The organism is Pseudomonas sp. GW821-FHT11D10, from assembly GCF_058808435.1.
The window spans coordinates 112,448-132,999 of sequence record NZ_JBXARR010000007.1; the positions used below are offsets into that span (position 1 = coordinate 112,448).

The 20,552-nt window shown below is 59.7% G+C and carries 18 protein-coding genes and 3 tRNA genes; 18 read left to right on the top strand and 3 right to left on the bottom strand.

All coding sequences use genetic code 11. The features are described from left to right. Window positions 1–48: 48 nt before the first annotated feature. The 13 genes from tpiA to AC1RT4_RS20775 all read left to right on the top strand — a co-directional run bounded on the left by tpiA (window position 49) and on the right by AC1RT4_RS20775 (window position 11,093). Window positions 49–804 carry a triose-phosphate isomerase gene (gene tpiA, locus AC1RT4_RS20715; protein WP_007953744.1) on the top strand — a complete coding sequence of 252 codons (756 nt, stop codon included), beginning with the start codon at window positions 49–51 and terminating at the stop codon, window positions 802–804. Window positions 805–808: 4 nt separating this feature from the next. Then, window positions 809–1,192: a preprotein translocase subunit SecG gene (gene secG, locus AC1RT4_RS20720; RefSeq protein WP_011332406.1), complete on the top strand. Its 384-nt coding sequence runs from the start codon at window positions 809–811 to the stop codon at window positions 1,190–1,192. A 22-nt stretch (window positions 1,193–1,214) separates the two neighbouring features. Then, window positions 1,215–1,300, top strand: a tRNA-Leu gene (locus AC1RT4_RS20725). 97 nt (window positions 1,301–1,397) lie between these two features. Beyond that, window positions 1,398–1,474, top strand: a tRNA-Met gene (locus AC1RT4_RS20730). A gap of 138 nt (window positions 1,475–1,612) precedes the next feature. Beyond that, window positions 1,613–2,071 carry a ribosome maturation factor RimP gene (gene rimP / locus AC1RT4_RS20735; protein ID WP_039769696.1) on the top strand — a complete coding sequence of 153 codons (459 nt, stop codon included), beginning with the start codon at window positions 1,613–1,615 and terminating at the stop codon, window positions 2,069–2,071. 47 nt (window positions 2,072–2,118) lie between these two features. Beyond that, window positions 2,119–3,600 carry a transcription termination factor NusA gene (gene nusA / locus AC1RT4_RS20740; protein WP_003221546.1) on the top strand — a complete coding sequence of 494 codons (1,482 nt, stop codon included), beginning with the start codon at window positions 2,119–2,121 and terminating at the stop codon, window positions 3,598–3,600. Window positions 3,601–3,627: 27 nt separating this feature from the next. After that, a complete protein-coding gene (gene infB, locus AC1RT4_RS20745; RefSeq protein ID WP_207985001.1) occupies window positions 3,628–6,147 on the top strand; it encodes a translation initiation factor IF-2 in 2,520 nt (839 codons plus the stop codon). A 158-nt stretch (window positions 6,148–6,305) separates the two neighbouring features. After that, window positions 6,306–6,707 (top strand): 30S ribosome-binding factor RbfA, encoded by a 402-nt coding sequence (rbfA, locus tag AC1RT4_RS20750; protein WP_007953741.1) that lies wholly within the window; start codon window positions 6,306–6,308, stop codon window positions 6,705–6,707. A gap of 4 nt (window positions 6,708–6,711) precedes the next feature. Then, window positions 6,712–7,629, top strand: coding sequence for a tRNA pseudouridine(55) synthase TruB (truB, locus tag AC1RT4_RS20755; RefSeq protein WP_221615029.1), 918 nt, complete (start codon window positions 6,712–6,714; stop codon window positions 7,627–7,629). Between the two features lie 141 nt (window positions 7,630–7,770). Continuing rightward, on the top strand, window positions 7,771–8,040 hold the full coding sequence (gene rpsO / locus AC1RT4_RS20760; RefSeq protein WP_011332409.1) for a 30S ribosomal protein S15: 270 nt from the start codon (window positions 7,771–7,773) through the stop codon (window positions 8,038–8,040). Between the two features lie 194 nt (window positions 8,041–8,234). Continuing rightward, window positions 8,235–10,340 (top strand): polyribonucleotide nucleotidyltransferase, encoded by a 2,106-nt coding sequence (pnp, locus tag AC1RT4_RS20765; protein WP_007953735.1) that lies wholly within the window; start codon window positions 8,235–8,237, stop codon window positions 10,338–10,340. Window positions 10,341–10,469: 129 nt separating this feature from the next. Continuing rightward, window positions 10,470–10,545: transfer RNA gene (locus tag AC1RT4_RS20770), tRNA-Thr, on the top strand. A 248-nt stretch (window positions 10,546–10,793) separates the two neighbouring features. After that, entirely contained in the window at window positions 10,794–11,093 is a 300-nt protein-coding gene (locus tag AC1RT4_RS20775; protein WP_493087519.1) for a DUF6388 family protein, read from the top strand. 51 nt (window positions 11,094–11,144) lie between these two features. Here AC1RT4_RS20775 and nadC read toward each other — a convergent pair whose 3' ends face one another. Beyond that, window positions 11,145–11,993, bottom strand: coding sequence for a carboxylating nicotinate-nucleotide diphosphorylase (nadC, locus tag AC1RT4_RS20780; protein WP_007953729.1), 849 nt, complete (start codon window positions 11,991–11,993; stop codon window positions 11,145–11,147). A 255-nt stretch (window positions 11,994–12,248) separates the two neighbouring features. Between nadC and AC1RT4_RS20785 the strand changes: the two genes are divergently transcribed. The 5 genes from AC1RT4_RS20785 (at window position 12,249) to AC1RT4_RS20805 (ending at window position 18,616) form a co-directional block, all read left to right on the top strand. Next, window positions 12,249–14,429 carry a DUF1631 domain-containing protein gene (locus AC1RT4_RS20785; protein ID WP_493087521.1) on the top strand — a complete coding sequence of 727 codons (2,181 nt, stop codon included), beginning with the start codon at window positions 12,249–12,251 and terminating at the stop codon, window positions 14,427–14,429. 64 nt (window positions 14,430–14,493) lie between these two features. After that, window positions 14,494–15,054: a 1,6-anhydro-N-acetylmuramyl-L-alanine amidase AmpD gene (gene ampD / locus AC1RT4_RS20790; protein ID WP_493087523.1), complete on the top strand. Its 561-nt coding sequence runs from the start codon at window positions 14,494–14,496 to the stop codon at window positions 15,052–15,054. After that, the gene (gene ampE / locus AC1RT4_RS20795) at window positions 15,051–15,884 is read left to right on the top strand and encodes a regulatory signaling modulator protein AmpE (protein WP_493087525.1); all 834 of its coding nucleotides are present in this window, start codon (window positions 15,051–15,053) and stop codon (window positions 15,882–15,884) included. Before ampD ends, ampE begins: the two co-directional genes overlap by 4 nt. A gap of 157 nt (window positions 15,885–16,041) precedes the next feature. Further along, window positions 16,042–18,072, top strand: a complete 2,031-nt coding sequence (locus AC1RT4_RS20800; RefSeq protein WP_493087527.1) for a methyl-accepting chemotaxis protein — start codon at window positions 16,042–16,044, stop codon at window positions 18,070–18,072. 154 nt (window positions 18,073–18,226) lie between these two features. After that, complete coding sequence (locus AC1RT4_RS20805; RefSeq protein WP_007953715.1) at window positions 18,227–18,616, top strand: hypothetical protein; 390 nt, start codon at window positions 18,227–18,229, stop codon at window positions 18,614–18,616. Here the strand turns inward: AC1RT4_RS20805 and AC1RT4_RS20810 are convergent, their stop codons facing one another. Then, window positions 18,617–19,393: a TatD family hydrolase gene (locus tag AC1RT4_RS20810; protein WP_493087530.1), complete on the bottom strand. Its 777-nt coding sequence runs from the start codon at window positions 19,391–19,393 to the stop codon at window positions 18,617–18,619. A 3-nt stretch (window positions 19,394–19,396) separates the two neighbouring features. Then, complete coding sequence (gene cra, locus AC1RT4_RS20815) at window positions 19,397–20,392, bottom strand: catabolite repressor/activator (RefSeq protein ID WP_074691885.1); 996 nt, start codon at window positions 20,390–20,392, stop codon at window positions 19,397–19,399. Window positions 20,393–20,552: the final 160 nt, after the last annotated feature.

The following is a 20,552-nucleotide window of genomic DNA, read 5'->3' on the forward strand; positions in this document are numbered from 1 at the left end:
GATTGTGTTGGGTAACATCTGCGCCCACTTTGACCGACGAGGTACAGCATGCGTCGCCCTATGGTAGCTGGTAACTGGAAGATGCACGGTACCCGCGCCAGCGTCGCTGAGCTGATCAACGGCCTTCGTCATCTGGCCTTGCCAAGCGGTGTTGATGTCGCGGTATTCCCGCCTTGCTTGTATATCAATCAAGTGATTGATGGCTTGAAAGGCAAATCGATTTCGGTCGGTGCGCAGAACTCTGCGGTGGAATCCATGCAAGGTGCGTTGACGGGCGAGATTGCGCCGAGTCAGTTGGTGGATGCAGGTTGTTCCCTGGTGCTTGTCGGGCACTCCGAACGCCGCCAGATAATGGGCGAGCGAGACGGAATGCTGAATCGCAAGTTCGCAGCGGCGCAGGCATGTGGCTTGATTCCGGTGTTGTGCGTAGGGGAGACCCTGGAGCAGCGTGAAGCCGGAAAAACTCTTGAGGTTGTCGGGCGTCAGCTGGGCAGTATCATCGAGGAGCTGGGTGTCGGTGCTTTTGCCAACGCAGTGATCGCTTACGAGCCGGTCTGGGCGATTGGTACCGGGCTGACTGCAACGCCGCAACAGGCTCAGGATGTGCATAAAGCCATTCGCGAGCAGTTGGCGGCAGAGAATTCTGAAGTGGCACGAGGTGTGCGGCTTCTATACGGCGGCAGCGTGAAGGCGGCCAATGCGGTCGAACTGTTCGGCATGCCGGATATCGATGGGGGGCTCATTGGTGGAGCTTCCCTGAATGCAGATGAGTTCGGTGCGATTTGTCGCGCCGCGGGAAACTGAAAAAATGCTGGAAACAGTCGTAGTCGTTTTTCATCTGCTGGGTGCATTGGGCGTAGTTGCTCTGGTTTTGCTGCAGCAGGGTAAAGGTGCGGATGCTGGCGCGTCTTTCGGAGCAGGTGCTTCAAATACTGTGTTCGGAAGCCAAGGTTCCTCTACCTTTCTTAGTAAGTTTACTGCTATACTTGCCGCCGGTTTCTTCATAACCAGCTTGGGGTTAGGGTACTTTGCTAAAGAGAAGGCTCATCAGCTGACTCAAGCAGGTTTGCCAAACCCGGCAGTGTTGGAAGTTCCAAAGCAACAACCGGCTTCTGATGATGTCCCGGTGCTTCAAGAGCAAAAGTCGGCTACTCCAGCGACTGACGTACCTCCAGCTCAAGAGCAGAAGTAAGAAGGGTTTCAAACGTAGTATTGCCGAGGTGGTGGAATTGGTAGACACGCAACCTTGAGGTGGTTGTGCCCATAGGGTGTAGGGGTTCGAGTCCCCTTCTCGGTACCAATTAGTCAGGAGAGCCCGCTGTTGCGGGCTTTCTTGCAGGTGGAAGGTTACATTGACCCTATAAGGGATCGGTCGTATACTTCCGCCCCAGCTTTGTCGCGGGGTGGAGCAGTCTGGTAGCTCGTCGGGCTCATAACCCGAAGGTCGTCGGTTCAAATCCGGCCCCCGCAACCAGTTTAAGGAGCCCCTTTTAAGGGGCTTTTTGTTAGCTGGACACTTTCAACGCCGCTGTTCGACGGCGTTTCAAGGATGGGCGTTTCGCCCATTTTTTTATTTTGCATAGCATGCACATACATGCACGAGGGGGTTCAGGTGTCGAGCAAGCTAGAAGAGTTGCAGGCCTTGCTGGCCCCGGTGGTCGTGGCCCTAGGCTATGAATGCTGGGGTATTGAGTTTTCGGCTCAAGGTCGCCACTCAATGTTGCGCGTTTATATCGATAAGGAAGGCGGCGTACTGGTGGACGATTGCGCCATCGTCAGCCGTCAGATCAGCGGTGTGCTGGATGTTGAAGATCCGATCTCCGTTGAATACACCCTTGAAGTTTCCTCGCCAGGCATGGAACGCCCACTGTTCACTCTTGAGCAGTTTGCCAAATATGTCGGTGAACAAGTGAAGATCAAGCTGCGCTCGCCTTTTGAAGGTCGACGCAACTTTCAGGGCCTTCTGCGCGGTGTAGAAGAGCAGGACGTCGTGGTGCAGGTAGATGACCATGAGTTCCTGTTGCCGATCGATATGATCGACAAGGCCAACATTATTCCCAGTTTTGACTGAGACGCGGATCCCGCGGATCCAATGGCTTGCGAAAGGCGAGGCGTACGATGAGCAAAGAAGTACTGCTGGTTGTTGAGTCGGTATCCAATGAAAAGGGTGTACCGGCAAGCGTAATTTTTGAAGCGCTGGAGCTGGCTCTGGCCACTGCTACCAAAAAGCGTTTTGAAGACGAAGTTGATCTGCGTGTGGAAATCAACCGCCACACCGGTTCTTACGAAACTTTCCGTCGCTGGACGGTCGTCGAAGAGAATGATCTCGATGATCCGGCCATCGAAACCTGGCCGAGCAAGGTTGCTGAAACGCACCCTGGCGCCAAGGTTGGCGACGTCGTTGAAGAAAAGATCGAGTCCATCGAGTTCGGCCGCATCGCTGCGCAGACCGCCAAGCAGGTCATCGTGCAGAAAGTGCGCGAAGCCGAGCGCGCGCAAGTGGTTGACGCTTATCGCGAGCGCCTGGGAGAAATCATCTCCGGCACCGTGAAGAAAGTGACCCGCGACAACGTGATCGTCGACCTGGGTAATAACGCTGAAGCGTTGCTGGCCCGTGAAGACATCATCTCTCGCGAAACCTTCCGTGTTGGCGTGCGTCTGCGTGCGCTGCTCAAGGAAATCCGCACCGAGAACCGCGGCCCTCAGCTGATCCTGTCGCGTACCGCGCCGGAAATGCTGATCGAGCTGTTCCGTATCGAAGTGCCGGAAATCGCTGAAGGCCTGATCGAAGTCATGGCCGCATCCCGTGATCCGGGTTCGCGTGCCAAGATCGCTGTCCGCTCCAAGGACAAACGCATCGACCCGCAAGGCGCGTGCATCGGTATGCGCGGTTCGCGCGTCCAGGCCGTGTCGGGCGAGTTGGGTGGCGAGCGTGTCGACATCGTCCTGTGGGACGACAACCCGGCCCAGTTCGTGATCAATGCCATGTCGCCGGCAGAAGTGGCGGCCATCATCGTTGACGAAGATGCCCATGCCATGGACATCGCCGTTGGCGCAGACAATCTGGCTCAGGCCATCGGTCGTGGTGGTCAGAACGTGCGTCTGGCGAGCCAGCTGACTGGCTGGACCCTGAACGTGATGACCGAATCGGACATCCAGGCTAAGCAGCAAGCGGAAACCGGCGACATCTTGCGCAACTTCATCGACGAGCTGGAAGTCGACGAAGAACTGGCTCAGGTGCTGGTAGACGAAGGCTTCACCAGCCTGGAAGAGATTGCCTACGTACCGTTGGAAGAAATGCTCAACATCGACGGCTTTGACGAAGACATCGTCAACGAGCTTCGCGCTCGTGCCAAGGATCGCTTGTTGACCAAAGCCATCGCTACTGAGGAAAAGCTGGCAGACGCCCATCCGGCCGAAGACCTGCTCTCGCTTGAGGGTATGGACAAGGATTTGGCGATGGAACTGGCGGTGCGCGGCGTAATTACCCGCGAAGACCTGGCCGAGCAGTCTATTGACGACCTGCTCGACATCGACGGCATTGACGATGATCGTGCCGGCAAGTTGATCATGGCCGCCCGAGCCCACTGGTTCGAGTAATTAGGCGCGGCCTGAGGAGAGAAGTGCATGACGCAAGTCACGGTGAAACAACTGGCCGATGAGGTCAAAACACCGGTAGAGCGCCTGTTGCAGCAGATGCGTGAGGCAGGTCTGCCGCACACCGCCGCCGAAGAAAATGTGACTGACAGTGAGAAGCAATCCCTGCTGACCCACTTGAAAAGCAGCCACAAGGCGAAAGTGGAAGAACCACGCAAGATCACGCTGCAGCGTAAAACCACCAGCACCCTGCGTGTGGCTGGCAGCAAAAGCATCAGCGTTGAAGTCCGCAAGAAGAAAGTTTTCGTACAGCGTAGCCCGGAAGAAATCGAAGCCGAGCGCAAGCGTGAACTGGATGAACGTCGCGCAGTAGAAAATGCTGCCCGTCAGAAGGCTGAAGAAGAAGCCCGCGTGCGCGCCGAAGAAGAAGCGCGTCGCCAGCCTGCTGCTGCGCCGTCCGCTCCTGCCGAAGCCGTCGCTGCACCTGCGCCAGTGGCCGAACCCGTGCGCGAAGCCGCGCCGGTTGTGGCTGCTGCCCCAGCTGCCGACACTCGCAAGCGTGACGAACAGCGCCGTCCGGACAAACCACGTGCCGACGACAACAACCGTCGTGGCGGTGGTGATGGCGAGCGCAAAAACGCTCCGCATCGCGCATCGGTCAAGGAAAAGGCTCCGGCTCCACGTGTGGCGCCACGCACTACCGACGAAGAAAGCGATGGCTTCCGTCGCGGCGGTCGCGGCAAGGCCAAGCTGAAAAAACGCAACGCCCACGGTTTCCAGAGCCCGACCGGCCCTGTCGTGCGTGAAGTGAAGATCGGCGAAACCATCACTGTTGGCGATCTCGCTCAACAGATGTCGGTCAAGGCTGCCGAAATCATCAAGTTCATGTTCAAACTGGGTACTCCAGCGACCATCAACCAGGTGCTTGATCAGGAAACTGCTCAACTGGTAGCCGAAGAACTGGGCCACAAAGTGACCCTGGTCAGCGACACCGCTCTGGAAGATTCCCTGGCCGAGTCCCTGAAGTTCGAAGGTGAAGCGGTTCCTCGTGCGCCGGTTGTGACCGTAATGGGTCACGTTGACCACGGTAAGACCTCGCTGCTCGACTACATCCGTCGTGCCAAGGTAGCTGCTGGCGAAGCCGGTGGTATCACTCAGCACATTGGTGCATACCACGTTGAAACCGAACGCGGCATGGTCACCTTCCTCGACACCCCTGGTCACGCCGCGTTTACCGCCATGCGTGCCCGTGGTGCCAAGGCGACCGACATCGTGATCCTGGTGGTTGCGGCGGACGACGGCGTGATGCCACAAACCATCGAAGCCGTTCAGCACGCTGTTGCTGCTGGCGTTCCGCTGGTAGTTGCGGTGAACAAGATCGACAAGCCGGGCGCAGATCTCGATCGCATCCGTAGCGAACTGTCGGCCCACGGTGTGACCTCTGAAGACTGGGGTGGCGACACTCCATTCGTTCCGGTTTCCGCGAAGATGGGTACCGGCGTCGACGAACTGCTTGAAGCTGTATTGCTGCAGGCCGAAGTTCTCGAACTGACCGCCACTCCTTCGGCTCCAGGCCGTGGTGTCGTGGTTGAATCGCGCCTCGACAAGGGCCGTGGCCCGGTGGCGACTGTTCTGGTTCAGGACGGTACGCTGCGTCAAGGCGACATGGTGCTGGTTGGCTCGAACTATGGCCGCGTGCGCGCCATGCTCGACGAGAACGGCAAGCCGATCAAGGAAGCGGGCCCGGCCATTCCGGTCGAGATCCTCGGCCTGGACGGTACGCCTGACGCTGGCGACGAAATGAGCGTGGTTGCCGACGAGAAGAAAGCCCGTGAAGTGGCTCTGTTCCGTCAAGGCAAGTTCCGCGAAGTCAAACTGGCTCGCGCTCACGCCGGCAAGCTGGAAAACATCTTCGAAAGCATGGGTCAGGAAGAGAAGAAGACGCTCAACATCGTCCTCAAATCCGACGTCCGTGGTTCGCTGGAAGCCTTGCAGGGCGCTCTGAACGGCCTGGGCAACGACGAAGTGCAAGTGCGCGTGGTCGGTGGCGGCGTCGGTGGTATCACCGAATCCGATGCCAACCTGGCACTGGCTTCCAACGCTGTACTGTTCGGCTTCAACGTGCGTGCCGATGCCGGCGCACGGAAGATCGTCGAGCAGGAAGGTCTGGACATGCGTTACTACAACGTGATCTACGACATCATCGAAGACGTCAAGAAAGCCCTGACCGGTATGCTTGGCAGCGATGTTCGCGAGAACATCCTCGGTGTGGCCGAAGTCCGTGACGTATTCCGTTCGCCTAAGTTCGGCGCCATCGCCGGCTGCATGGTGATCGAGGGTACTGTTCACCGTAACCGTCCGATCCGTGTACTGCGTGAAGACATCGTTATCTTCGAAGGCGAGCTGGAATCCCTGCGCCGCTTCAAGGATGACGCTTCCGAAGTACGTGCCGGCATGGAATGCGGTATCGGCGTGAAGAGCTACAACGACGTCAAAGTCGGCGACAAGATCGAAGTCTTCGAGAAGGTTCAGGTTGCTCGCAGCCTCTGACTCGCGCACTTCAAGGGCCACGTCGGGCCGCCGCATGCAAGTGCGCGGCACGGCGCAGGACTCTAAACGCAACGCCCGGTCTGGCTTTTGTCAGGCCGGGCGTTTGCCGCTTTCAGACCTTGCGGGTTTCACCGCGGGGCAGTAACAGGTAACAAATCATGGCAAAAGAATACAGCCGTACCCAACGTATCGGCGATCAGATGCAGCGTGAGCTGGCCCAACTGATCCGTCGTGAAGTCAAAGACCCGCGCGTCGGCCTGGTCACCATTACCGCTGTGGAAGTCAGCCGTGACGTCGGTCACGCGAAGATCTTCATTACCGTGATGGGGCAGGACAACGCCGAAGACATCGCGCAAAGCATCAAGGTGCTCAACGCTGCCGCCGGTTTCCTGCGCATGCAGCTGGCCCGCGAAATGAAACTGCGCAGCGTGCCGCAATTGCACTTCCACTACGACGAAAGCGTCGTGCGTGGTGCGCACCTGTCGGCCCTGATCGAGCGCGCCGTGGCTGAGGACAATCAGCACGTGGCTGCGGCAGAACCCGAAGACACCAAGGAGTAACTCGGTGGCTCAGGTCAAACGTATCCGTCGTAACGTCAGCGGCATCATCCTGCTCGACAAGCCGCTGGGGTTCACCTCCAACGCCGCGTTGCAGAAGGTTCGCTGGTTGCTCAACGCCGAGAAGGCCGGTCACACCGGCAGTCTCGACCCACTGGCCACCGGCGTTCTGCCGCTGTGCTTTGGCGAGGCGACCAAGTTCTCGCAGTACCTGCTCGATTCCGACAAGGGTTACGAAACCCTGGCGCAACTGGGCAAGACCACCACCACGGCGGACGCCGAAGGTGAGGTTTTGCAGGAGCGTCCGGTGACCGTTGGTCAGGCCGACGTTGAAGCGGTTCTGCCGAAATTTCGCGGGCAAATCAGTCAGATACCGCCGATGTACTCCGCTCTCAAGCGTGATGGCCAGCCGCTGTACAAGTTGGCCCGTGCAGGCGAAGTAGTGGAGCGCGAACCGCGTTCTGTTACTATTGCGCGCTTGGAATTGCTGGCCTTCGAAGGCGATACTGCGCGTCTTGCGGTGGATTGCAGCAAGGGCACCTATATTCGCACCCTGGTGGAGGATATCGGTGAGCAACTCGGTTGTGGTGCGTACGTCGCTGAACTGCGTCGTACCCAGGCCGGGCCTTTCACCCTGGCGCAGACCGTGACCCTCGAAGAGCTGGAAGCGGTACATGCCGAAGGCGGCAACGAAGCGGTCGACCGCTTCCTGATGCCATCGGACAGCGGCCTGCAGGATTGGCCGTTGCTGCAGTTCTCGGAAGCGAGCGCGTTCTACTGGCTCAACGGCCAGCCGGTACGTGCCCCGGATGCTCCGAAGTTCGGCATGGTGCGGGTACAGGATCACAACGGTCGCTTCATCGGAATCGGTGAAGTGAGCGAAGACGGGCGCATCGCGCCGCGTCGACTGATTCGGTCAGAATGACCGGAAACCGGTCTGTGTAACAGCAGGCCGGCGAGTGTGGCTGTCAACAGGCACGGTCACTACTCATTTATAGATACAGGGATTTGTCCCTGGCCTGTTGAAACTGTTTTTGAAACAGTTTCCTGATAAAAGGATTGCCTCATGGCTCTCGACGTTCAAGAAAAAGCTCAAATCGTTGCCGACTACCAGCAAGCTGTTGGTGACACTGGTTCGCCAGAAGTGCAAGTTGCACTGCTGACCGCCAACATCAACAAACTGCAAGGTCACTTCAAGGCCAACGGTAAAGACCACCACTCCCGTCGTGGTCTGATCCGCATGGTTAACCAGCGTCGCAAGCTGCTGGACTACCTGAAAGGCAAGGACGTGAGCCGTTACAGCGCTCTGATCGCTCGCCTGGGTCTGCGTCGCTAATCAGCGATTGCGCTATGAGGTTGGTTGTCTGTCAGACGTCAGCGGGTTTCCGCCGGCGTCCGGCAGGCTCCCAGCCTCAAGTTTTATCTGGATACACGTTTTACCCTGGACAGGCGTTGGGCCGATTCCCGACATTGCCCAAGAATTTCGCAAGAAACCAGTTCCCCCAAGAGCCACAAAGAAGGTAGGACACCGTGAACCCGGTAATCAAAAAATTCCAGTTCGGTCAGTCGACCGTTACCCTCGAGACTGGCCGTATCGCCCGTCAGGCCTCCGGCGCAGTATTGGTCACCGTTGACGACGACGTCAGCGTATTGGTGACCGTAGTCGGTGCCAAGCAAGCCGATCCGGGCAAGGGCTTCTTCCCTCTGTCCGTTCACTACCAGGAAAAGACTTACGCTGCCGGTAAGATCCCTGGCGGTTTCTTCAAGCGTGAAGGCCGTCCTTCCGAGAAAGAAACCCTGACTTCCCGACTGATCGACCGTCCGATCCGTCCGCTGTTCCCGGAAGGTTTCATGAACGAAGTGCAGGTTGTCTGCACCGTCGTTTCCACCAGCAAGAAGACCGATCCGGACATCGCTGCGATGATCGGTACCTCGGCTGCCCTGGCGATCTCCGGCATTCCTTTCGACGGCCCGATCGGCGCCGCTCGCGTTGCCTTCCACGAAAGCACCGGCTACCTGCTGAACCCGACCTACGAGCAGCAAGCTGCTTCGAGCCTGGACATGGTCGTTGCCGGTACTTCCGACGCCGTGCTGATGGTTGAATCTGAAGCCAAAGAGCTGACCGAAGACCAGATGCTGGGCGCGGTACTGTTTGCTCACGACGAGTTCCAGGTCGTGATCAACGCCGTTAAAGAACTGGCTGCAGAAGCTGCCAAGCCAACCTGGACCTGGGCACCTGCTCCAGAAGCCACCGAGCTGCTGGCCGCTATCCGTTCCGAGTTCGGCGAAGCGATCTCCCAGGCTTACACCATCACCATCAAAGCCGACCGTTATGCGCGTCTGGGCGAGCTGCGTGACCAGGTTGTTGCCAAGCTGTCCGGTGAAGAAGGCCAGCCTTCGGCCTCCGACGTCAAAGCTGCTTTCGGCGAAATCGAATACCGCACCGTTCGCGAGAACATCGTTAACGGCAAGCCACGTATCGACGGTCGCGACACCCGCACCGTACGTCCGCTGAACATCGAAGTCGGCGTTCTGCCGAAGACTCACGGTTCGGCGCTGTTCACCCGTGGTGAAACCCAGGCTCTGGTAGTCGCGACTCTGGGCACTGCCCGTGACGCACAACTGCTGGACACCCTGGAAGGCGAGAAAAAAGACCCGTTCATGCTGCACTACAACTTCCCTCCGTTCTCGGTGGGCGAGTGTGGTCGCATGGGTGGCGCCGGTCGTCGCGAAATCGGTCACGGCCGTCTGGCCCGTCGTTCGGTTTCGGCCATGCTGCCAGCCGCTGACGTGTTCCCGTACACCATCCGTGTAGTTTCGGAAATCACCGAATCCAACGGTTCGAGCTCGATGGCTTCCGTTTGCGGCGCTTCCCTGGCCCTGATGGACGCTGGTGTTCCGATGAAGGCACCGGTTGCCGGTATCGCCATGGGTCTGGTTAAAGAAGGCGAGAAGTTCGCCGTTCTGACCGACATCCTGGGTGACGAAGACCACCTGGGCGACATGGACTTCAAAGTAGCCGGTACCGCCAAAGGTGTGACCGCGCTGCAGATGGACATCAAGATCAAGGGCATCACCGAAGAGATCATGGAAATCGCTCTGGGCCAAGCCCTGGAAGCGCGCCTGAACATCCTCGGCCAGATGAACCAGATCATCGGCCAGTCGCGTACCGAACTGTCGGCCAACGCTCCGACCATGATCGCGATGAAGATCGACACCGACAAGATCCGTGACGTTATCGGTAAAGGTGGCGCGACCATCCGTGCGATCTGCGAAGAGACCAAGGCTTCGATCGACATCGAAGACGACGGCTCGATCAAGATCTTCGGCGAAACCAAGGAAGCGGCTGAAGCAGCACGTCAGCGCGTTCTGGGTATCACCGCAGAGGCCGAGATCGGCAAGATCTACGTCGGCAAGGTTGAGCGCATCGTCGACTTCGGCGCATTCGTCAACATCCTGCCGGGCAAGGACGGTCTGGTTCACATCTCGATGCTGAGCGACGCTCGCGTAGAGAAAGTGACCGACATCCTGAAAGAAGGCCAGGAAGTGGAAGTGCTGGTACTGGACGTGGACAACCGCGGCCGTATCAAGCTGTCCATCAAAGACGTGGCAGCGGCCAAGGCTTCGGGCGTTTAATCACCCCGTCGCTTTAGCGCAATGAAAATGCCCCGCCGTGAAAACGGCGGGGCATTTTTTTGTCCGTGAAATATCGAGTCATTCGGCGAAGTTGCCGACCTTCAAGACCAGTGCTAGGTTTAGCCCACCGCCCGTGTAGCTCAGCCGGTAGAGCAGCGCACTCGTAACGCGAAGGTCGCAGGTTCGATTCCTGTCTCGGGCACCACTTCGCTTTTCCCTCGTTCTCGCTTCCCCTCGAAATCCGGTTTTATGTTCCCCCGGTCAACTTTTTGTGGGAGAGATGTAAAGTCCCGTGTAATTCGCTCGCCAAACGTCCTATATTCGTTGTCTGCATGAGCATCGCCCAGCAGTTTTCAGATGATCCCGAATGGTTCCGAAGGCCGGACAGTCCGCGTCAGAGAGATCCTTGATGATCCACATCCATCTTCCATTCTTACGATCAGCGAGAACGCCATGACCGAGTTAACTCAAGAGCAACGCCACGAACAAGCGCTGGAAAAGTACAAGCTTGATGCGCCTGAGCTGATGGACGAGATCAAGGACCTCAGTCCCGATGATCAGAAAGACCAGATCCAGTGGGCGTTCGAAGACGAAGCCGAAGCCCAGGGCCTGCAACCTTGGGAATTGACCCTCAAGTACACCAGCACGCCTGAGGAGTTCGAAGCCAAGCGCCTGGAGCTGCACAAGGAAGCGGCCGAAGTGTTGGGCGTCGAGTGGGAAGAGTACTGCGAGATGAACAATCTGGTGGTCTGAAACAAAAACGCCAGCCTCGAAAGGGCTGGCGTTTTTTATTGCGTGATCGACTCAGATGCTCAGGCGCATCGACAGGTCCACGGCTTTCACATCCTTGGTCATCGCGCCGATCGAGATGTAGTCCACCCCGGTCTGAGCGATCGGCAGCAGCGTACTTTCGTTGATGCCGCCACTGGCTTCCAGTTTTGCCTTGCCGCCGTTCAGGCGCACGGCTTCGCGCATGTCATCGAGGCTCAGTTCGTCGAGCATGATGATGTCGGCACCGGCGGCCAGCGCCTCCTTCAGCTCCTCCAGACTTTCCACTTCGATTTCCACCGGTTTGCCCGGGGCGATCTTGTGTGCAGCGGCAATCGCCTGCGGGATGCCACCGCTGGCGGCGATGTGGTTTTCCTTGATCAGGAACGCGTCGTACAGGCCGATGCGGTGGTTATGGCAACCGCCGCAGGTGACCGCGTATTTCTGCGCCAGACGCAGGCCCGGCAGGGTCTTGCGGGTATCGAGCAGTTTCACCGACGTCTCGGCAACGAAGTCCGCCAGGTACTGCGCGCGAGTCGCCACACCCGACAGCAACTGCAGGAAGTTCAGGGCGCTGCGTTCACCGGTCAGCAACGAGCGGGCGGGGCCTTCCAGATGAAACAGCGGCTGATTCGGCGAAACCCGTTCGCCATCGCGCACCTGCCAATGCACCGCCACACGTGGATCGAGCTGGCGGAACACCGCATCGACCCAGGCCGTGCCACTGATGACGGCGGCGTCGCGGGTGATGATGGTGGCTTTGGCCAGGCGTTCGGCCGGGATCAGTTGCGCGGTGATGTCGCCGCTGCCGATGTCTTCGAGCAACGCACGGCGCACGTTGGCTTCGATTTCGGCGGTCAAATCGGCGAGACGTAGATTCGGCATAACGGGCTCCACAAACTAAGTGGCCCGATTATAGGGGCATGGCGTCGGCCAACCCAAGGCGAGAACAGCCACGCAGCGCTGCATCCGGTCGATTTTCTTTGAGCAAACCCGTTTCTGTCGTGGTCACTGCAAGGTGTCGGCGCATAGGGGAAACCCTGACGGCTCTGGCGCCGGAGACATCTTTTGCAAGATAATCCGCCTTGCATTTGACGCCATGACTTTGACGTCGGCAAATCACCGTTTCAGGAGGCTTGGATGCACAACGACGGGAATGTAGTGCCTCTGCACAAGGCCACTACCGATCAGGCGACTCACTCGCCGCTCGCCCGCCTGCCTGTGATTCTGCTTCAGGTTCGCGACAAGGCTGCCCAGCGCCTGCGCAACGGTTTGCAGGAACTGTTCGATAACGCCGACGACACCCTGTTCGAAATGGCCGACCGGGCGCGTAACGACGTCGAGCAGAACATCTTTTTTGAGGCCATGCGCGACCTGCGCCTCAAGCGCAAGAACATCGAGCGCGGTTTTCTCGAGCAATTCTTCGAAGCCTTTGTCGGCCTCACTCAATTCGATCCCGTCCCCACCGTCCTCTCTCACGCCTTGCAGCATGAGGACACTACCGCGCGCACCGACGACATGGAGCGCAACGTCGCGGTCGAGACCATGGTCGGCCGTGTGCTGAATCGCGACGGGTTCGCCCTCGACCAACTGACCGCGCGATTCAATGCGCTGTTGGGCAAGACCCTGGACGATCAATACAACCCGCTGGGCCCGGCGATGCTTTGCGAGTACTTCCTGCAAGCGGGGCGCAATCTGGGGGTGGAGATCAAGGTCAAACTGATCCTGCTCAAACTGTTCGAGCGGTATGTGCTGGCCGATACCGATCAACTCTACGCCGAAGCCAATCAACTGCTGATCGCCACGGGCGTGTTGCCCGAGCTCAAGCCGGCACCGGCCCGTCGCGCTATCGATCAGGCCGTGGCCAGCGTGCAGAGCGAATTCGAGGGTGCCGACAAACCTCAGACGGATGCCGGCGTGCAGGAGGTCTTCGCCGCATTGCAGGAGTTGCTGCTGCACGTGCGCGGTACGGTCGCGCCGACCCTTGAGCCCAGCGCTCCCGCCCAACCGATTTCCACCCGCGACCTGCTACGCCTGCTCTCGCACCTGCAGCAATACGTGCCGGCGCTGGCGGTGCAGGACGACTTCGATCTGCGCCATCAGCTTGAACAGTTGCTGACCCGGGTCAGCGTGCGCAGCGGCAAATCACGAATCGTCGGCGGGGCCGACGAGGACGTGATCAATCTGGTGGCGATGGTCTTCGACTGCATCCTCGATGATCGCAACCTGCCGGATTCGCTCAAGGCGCTGATTGCACGGTTGCAGATCCCGATGTTGAAGGTCGCGGTGATCGACAAAAGCTTCTTCAGCCGCAGCAGCCACCCGGCGCGGCGCCTGCTCAATGAAATTGCCGAAGCGGCGATGGGGTGGGGCGAGTGCGACGGCAATGCGCGCGACAGCCTGTACCTGCGCATCGAGCAAGTGGTGCAGCGCCTGCTGACGGATTTCGTCGATGACCCGGCGATTTTTTCCGAGTTGCTGGCGGACTTCCTCGCCTTCACCAGTGACGAACGCCGTCGTAGCGAATTGCTTGAACAGCGTTTGCGCGATGCCGAAGAGGGCCGGGCGAAAACCGAACTGGCCCGCCAGCGGGTCGAGCAGGCGTTGAATCAGGCCTTGCTGGGCAAAGTCCTGCCACCGTCAGTGGTGACGTTCGTGCAGGAGGCCTGGAGCAAGGTGTTGCTGCTGACCTGCCTCAAGCATGGCGATCAGTCTGCCGAATGGCAGGCCGACGTGCAGACCATGGAGCAATTGATCTGGAGCGTGCAGCGCCACGACGACGCCGAAGCCGGCCTGCGGCTGTTGGCGCTGGTGCCGGGGTTGCTCAAGTCATTGCGCGACGGCCTGAGCAGTTCGGCCTTCGATCCGTTTGCCACCAGCGGCTTCTTCAGTGAACTGGAAGCGCTGCATGTGTGCCTGCTCGAACCGTCCAGCGAGCCGGATCAGACCGCGTTACCGGAAATGATCGAAGTGTCGCAGGCGATTGTCTTGCAGATGGCCGACGAGCCGCGCACGCCGGCGCGTTTACCGGCCGACGACGCAGGTTTGCGTCAGGTCGATCAGTTGCGCCTGGGCAGTTGGGTGGCGTTCGAAGAAGACGAAGAACACACCCTGCGCTGCAAGCTGGCGGCGATCATCGAGGCCACCGGCAAGTACGTGTTCGTCGACCGCACCGGGATGAAAGTGCTGGAGCGCGATCGCACGGAACTGGCCCTGGCGTTCCGTCGTGGCGCGGTGCGGGCGCTGGACGACACCTTGCTGTTCGACCGGGCGCTGGAGTCGGTGCTCGGCAATCTGCGGCGGCTCAATCGCGGCAAGTGATCGCGCGCCGGGGGCCGATCACGGCATACTGGTCGCCAACACAGTCGGCGTTGAAGGAATCGGTATGCAGTTGGATCCCGCAAGCGGTTGGTGTCACGGGGTGCAGGTCTGCCCTTCGCCCAACTTCAATGAACGCCCGGCGGGCGAAGTCTCCCTGTTGGTCATCCACAACATCAGCCTGCCACCGGCGCAGTTCGCCACCGGCAAGGTGCAGGAATTTTTCCAGAATCGTCTGGATGTCACGGAACATCCCTATTTTGCCGGGATAGCCGACCTGCGCGTGTCTGCGCATTTTCTGATCGAACGTGACGGCAAGGTCACCCAGTTTGTCTCCTGTCTTGAGCGTGCCTGGCATGCCGGCGTTTCGGTGTTCGAAGGACGGGAAACCTGTAACGATTTTTCGGTGGGCATCGAGCTGGAAGGTACCGATGATCTGCCGTTCACCGATGCGCAGTATCAGGCGTTGACCGTGCTGACCCGGCAGATACAGACGGCGTTCCCGGCGATCACCGTCGAGCGCATCTGCGGGCACAGCGACATAGCCCCCGGACGCAAGACCGACCCCGGACCCGCATTCGACTGGGCACGCTACCGCGCCGCCCTGGCACAAGAGGAAGGAAAATGAGTTTTCTGGTGTTACTGCTGGCGGTATGGATCGAGAAGTTCTCGGCCCTGCGCCAACGGGTTCAACGCGATGGCGGATGGATCCGCGAACTGCACAAGCTTGAAACCGGCGGGCTGGCCAAACAGCCGTGGCTGGTGCTGACCGTCCTGGTGCTGTTGCCGGTGGCGCTGCTGGGGTTGCTGCTGGTGGTGCTGGACCCGGTGGCCTACGGTCTGCTGGCGTTGCCGGTGCATTTGCTGGTGGTGATTTACAGCCTGGGGCGGGGTGATCTGCTCGGCGAACTCGGACCGTTTCGCGACGCCTGGCGCCGTGAGGATCTGCAGGCCGCTGCCCATGTGGCCAAGCGTGATCTGAACATCTGCGCCGAAAGCGGCGAACAATTGCTGGAGCAAGTGCAACGGCATCTGTTGTGGCAGGCCTATCAGAGTTTCTTTGCGGTGATTTTCTGGTACTTCCTGCTCGGCCCGGTCGCGGCTCTCAGCTATCGCTTGCTGGCGCTGGCGGAAGAAAACGCCCAGAACCCGGCGGTGGCCGAAAGGGCCGGACAACTGCGCCACGCCTTCGACTGGGTGCCTGTGCGGCTGCTGGCGGCGAGCCTTGCGCTGGTCGGTAATTTCGTCGCGGTCAGCCGGGTGATGCTGCACGAACTGCTGAACTGGAACATCAGCGCTGCGCAACTGATCACCAAGGTCGGGCTGGCTGCCGGGGAAATCCCGCCGGCAGCCGTCGGCCCCGAAGGCATCAACACCCTCGACTGCCTGTGGGAACTGCTGCTGCGAGCGGCGGTGCTGTGGTATGCCGGCTTTGCCCTGTGGACAGTGCTGGCGTAGGCCCTTCGCGTGACGAGGGGGGCAATCCCCCTCGTTAACCTTAAGTTACAAAACCTCCCTTCGATTTGAGCTATACAGAGATGGCGCCCGATAGTGGCTATCTGCTGTCGCCCCGCGCCTGCCAATAAAAACAAGAAAAAACCAAGGGAGACTTCCAGTGAAGAGCTTGCTCTATCCCGCCGTCTCGCTGATGAACCGCTTGAGCTTCGGCATGAAGTTCAGCCTGATCAGCGTGCTGTTCCTGGTGCCGATGCTGGTGACCAATTTCTATCTGGTGCGCGATTCCTATCGTGAATTCCAGGGCACCCGGGTGGAGCTGCAGAGCCTCGACCTGCTGGGCAGCAGCCTGACCCTGCGCCGGGATCTGGAAACCCTCAACAATCTGGTGCAGATCAACGTTACCCTCGGCCAGTCCGGCAAGGCCGGCAATGTCGAGGCGCAGATCACCAGCCTTGAGCAAAGCGTCCTGGCGCGCCTGCAAGGGCTGACGCCCATGACCGAGGATCCGGAGCAGATCAAGTTCTTCGAGACCAAGCGCGATGAAATGATCGCGGCGTTCAAGGCCCAGCAAGCGGAAAACTCTCTGCAAAGCAAAAGTGCGCTGATCGGCAAACTGCTGGGCAATGCGCAGGTTTTCAGCCAGATCGTCGCCAGTCAGGCCGGATTGAGCCGCGACAATCAGGGCGACATACGCCAGCTCAGCGAGCTGATCACCGCGACCACGCCGGCCGTCACCCAGGCCTTGGGCGAAGGTCGGGCGATGGGCTCGTATTCATTGGGTCAGGGTTTTCTCAACAGTTCGTCGAGCACCCGCTTCGACGAGTTGCTGGTGCAGATCGAAAAACTTCAGGCCGAATATGGCCTGAAATTGCAGGATGCGCTGGGCTCCAGCAAAGCCGCCCGTGATTCCCTGAGCACTCCAGCCGATGCCAGCAAGGCGACGCTGAAACAGGCCAGCACCCTGATCGAAGAGCAAGTGGTGATGGCCGAAACGCTCGACGCCCCATGGCAGGCGTTTTATGACCAGGTCACCGGGCTGATGGACCAGACCTATCAGCTCAACGACGCCACCCTGAAATTCCTCGACACCCAATTGCAGCAGCGCCTGGGGCAAAACCGCACGCACATGGTGCTGCAAGCCGTGGCGTTGTCGGTGGTGTTCGTGCTGATTTTCTATCTCTATGGCGGCTTCTACGCGTCGACCCGCGCCACCCTGAAAAACCTCGGCGCCATGATGGATAAAGTCGCAGCAGGCGACATGACAGTGAATTTCCGCGCCAACAGCCGCGATGAACTCGGCGAGTTGGGCGAAGTGTTCAATGGCACGGTGCGCAAAATTCATGACCTGATCGAACGGGTCGGCCACACCGTTGGCGAGGTCGAGCGACAGGCGGGGCAAGTGGAAAACGTCTCGGCGCAGAGCAATCAGGCGGTCGCCGGGCAACGCACGCAGATCGAGCAAGTGGCCACCGCGATGAACCAGATGTCGGCGACGTCGCTGGAGGTGGCACGCAGTGCGGCGGCCGCGGTCAGCAGCGCCCACAGCGTGAACGACGAAACCATAAGCGGTCGCGGGTTGGTGGAATCGCAGCAGGGCAGCATCGCCGCACTGGCGAGCGAAATCGATCAATCAGTGTTGGTGATCAACCAGTTGGCCAGCGACAGTCAGTCGATCAGTCGCGTTCTGGAAGTGATCAAGAGCATCGCCGAACAGACCAATCTGCTGGCGCTCAACGCCGCGATCGAGGCCGCGCGGGCCGGTGAGCAGGGGCGCGGTTTTGCCGTGGTCGCTGACGAAGTCCGGACGCTGGCCAAACGCACCCAGCAATCGACCGAAGAAATCGAGCAGATGATCGCCAAACTCCACGGCGGCGTCGGCGCGGCAGTGAAGGCCATGGGCGTCAGCCATCAGATGGCCAACGGCACGGTGGGGCAGTCGGAAAAAGTCCAGCAGGCGCTGGAAAACATCCTCGGCGCTGTCGGCATGATCGTCGACCAGAACCAGCAGATCGCCGCCGCCGTCGAACAACAGACTGCCGTCGCCCACGACATCGACCAGAACATCGTCGAGATCAACCGGGCCGGCGAGCGCACCGCAGAAGGCGCGCATCAGACCGAAGATGCCAGTCGCGCGTTGTCGGCGCAGGTGGTCGAGTTGAAGCAGTTGATCAGCGCGTTCCGGGTTTGAATCGACCTGCCTCCTGTGAGGCAGGTTTTTTCGGAATGGTTTGTAGTACTTTTTTGCTTACATCTGTAAGCAAAATCCTGTTTTCCTCCGGGGGCTGGTTTTTCGTCTTCAATGAACCAAGCTCAGTTCATTGACCACTTGGAGGAGATCGCACATGTCCGTCGCAACCCTGGGCGTCCAGGGCCGCTGCGCCCACTGCCAGACCACGCTGGTGCTCAAACCCTGGCAGCTGAATGCCATATCGATCCACGAAGCGTTCACCTGTGCGCATTGCCAGAAAAGCCTGGAGCTGCGCTGCCCGAAGCAGATCAAACGCTTTCGTTCGCTCGATTCACTCGGCCTGATGCGCGCCAGTGCGCTGGTGACGGTGTGCACCGCGTTGCTGGTGGCTTTGGTGATGGAATGGGTGGGGTTGCTGAGCGTCACCGAGCAATTGAACGCGTCGCTGATCGCGATTTTCGTGTACTTCGCGGTGATTCGTTATGCCCGGCAGCGCCAGCACCTGACCCTGATTCTCGACGCGGCCAAGGCCCACGCCGACTGACTACCAGCCGAACACGTCGCAGCTGTTGGCGGTACTGGCGGCGGCGAGTTGTTGCGCACTGATGTTCATCAAAGCGGCCAGTGAGTCGCAGATCGCCGGCAGATGCGCCGGCGTATTGCGAATGCCGGGGAACATGGCAGGCGCCATGTCCGGTGAGTCGGTTTCCAATACCACCGAATCCAGCGGCAAGTCGGCCAGCACCCGATGCATGCGCAACGCCTGCGGCCAGGTGGGCGCGCCGCCAAGACCCAGTTTGAAACCGAGCTTGATGTATTCCCGCGCTTCTTCACGGCTGCCGGCGAAGGCGTGAATGATGCCGGCGCGCTTGAGCTTGAAGCGCTTGAGCGTGGCAATCACCGCCGCATGGCTGCGCCGCACGTGGATCAGCGCTGGCAACTCGAAATCCGCCGCCAGTTGCAGTTGTGCGTCGAATAGCGCTTGCTGGCGTTCGCGGTCGAGGGTTTCGATGAAGTAATCCATGCCGATTTCGCCGACCGCGCACAGCTGCCGATGACCCCTTAGCCGTGTCAGCCAATCGCCTAATACCAGTAAATCTTCAGGCCGATGCTGATCGAGATAGACCGGGTGCAATCCGAAGGCCGCGTACAAGTCGGCGTCGCTTTGCACCAGATCCCACACCCGCTGCCAGTTCCCCTCGTAGACCCCGAGCACCACCATTCGCCGCACCCCGAGGGCGCGGCTTTCGCTCAGCAGCGCCGTGCGATCGGCGTCGAAGTCGGGGAAGTCCAGATGGGTGTGGCTGTCGATCAGCTCCACGGCTCAGTCCCGGTGAATACGCTGCTTGAAGGTACGGGCGATGGCTTGTACGCCAGGCTGGTAATCCGATTGTTCGACCGCCGCCAGTGCCAGTTCCAGCGCCTTGTCGGCGATCAACTGGTGCTGCTGGGCCATGGCGTTGACCGGCAGCGGCAGGAAGTCCAGCAATTGGGTGTCGCCGAATGTACCGAGGCGCAGCGGGCGGTTTTTGAGCGGGAAGTCATGCAGCGCGTCGAACACGCCCTGCAGCAGCACGTAGGACGTGGTCACCAGCGCATCCGGCAAATGCCCGAGGCGTTGCAGGAGTTCTTCCATCAACTGCTTGCCGCACTCGCGGCTGAAGGATTCGGCGTGCTCGATCAGCACTTCGCCCTTGAACCCGGCAAGGGCCTGCTTGAACCCGGCCGCACGTTCCTGGCTGATGCTCAGTTCCGGACGGGCGCCCAGCAGCACGATCTGTTTCGGCTGCGGGTCGAGCAGGCTTTCGGTCAGGTGCAGGCTGGCTTCGCGGTCGTCGCTGACCACCGAGCAGAAGTGTTCGGCATCCATCACCCGGTCGATGGCAATGATCGGCAGGCCCTTGGCCTGCAACTGGCGATAACTGTCGTCACCGGCCGGCAGGCAACTGGCGACGATCAACGCATCACAGCGTCGGGCGCGGAACAGTTGCAGCAGTTGCCGCTCGCTGTCCGGTGCATCGTCGGAGCTGGCGATCAGCAGCTGATAGCCCCGCGCACGGGCGCCTTGCTCCAGCAGTTTGGCGATCCGCGCGTAACTGGGGTTTTCCAGATCCGGCAGGATAAAACCCAGGGTCCGGGTGTGCCGACTGCGCAGTCCGGCTGCCTGTGGATTGGGGGTAAAGCCGTGCAGATCGACCACCGCCCGGACCCGCTCGACGGTGGCGGTGCTGATGCGTTGCTGTTCGGCCTTGCCGTTGATGACGTAGCTGGCGGTGGTCACGGACACTCCGGCCAACCGCGCGATATCACTGAGTTTCAACCCGGGATTTCCTTGTTTTTTCGAGCTTGCCGCGACATTTTCGCCAATCCTACCCGATTCAGGCAGGCGACCATTGTCGCAGCGCATCCGACAAGTTGGACTTCAAGGATGGGACATTATCGAGTAACGTGCCGATCAATCTAGATTAAACGTTTCAGCA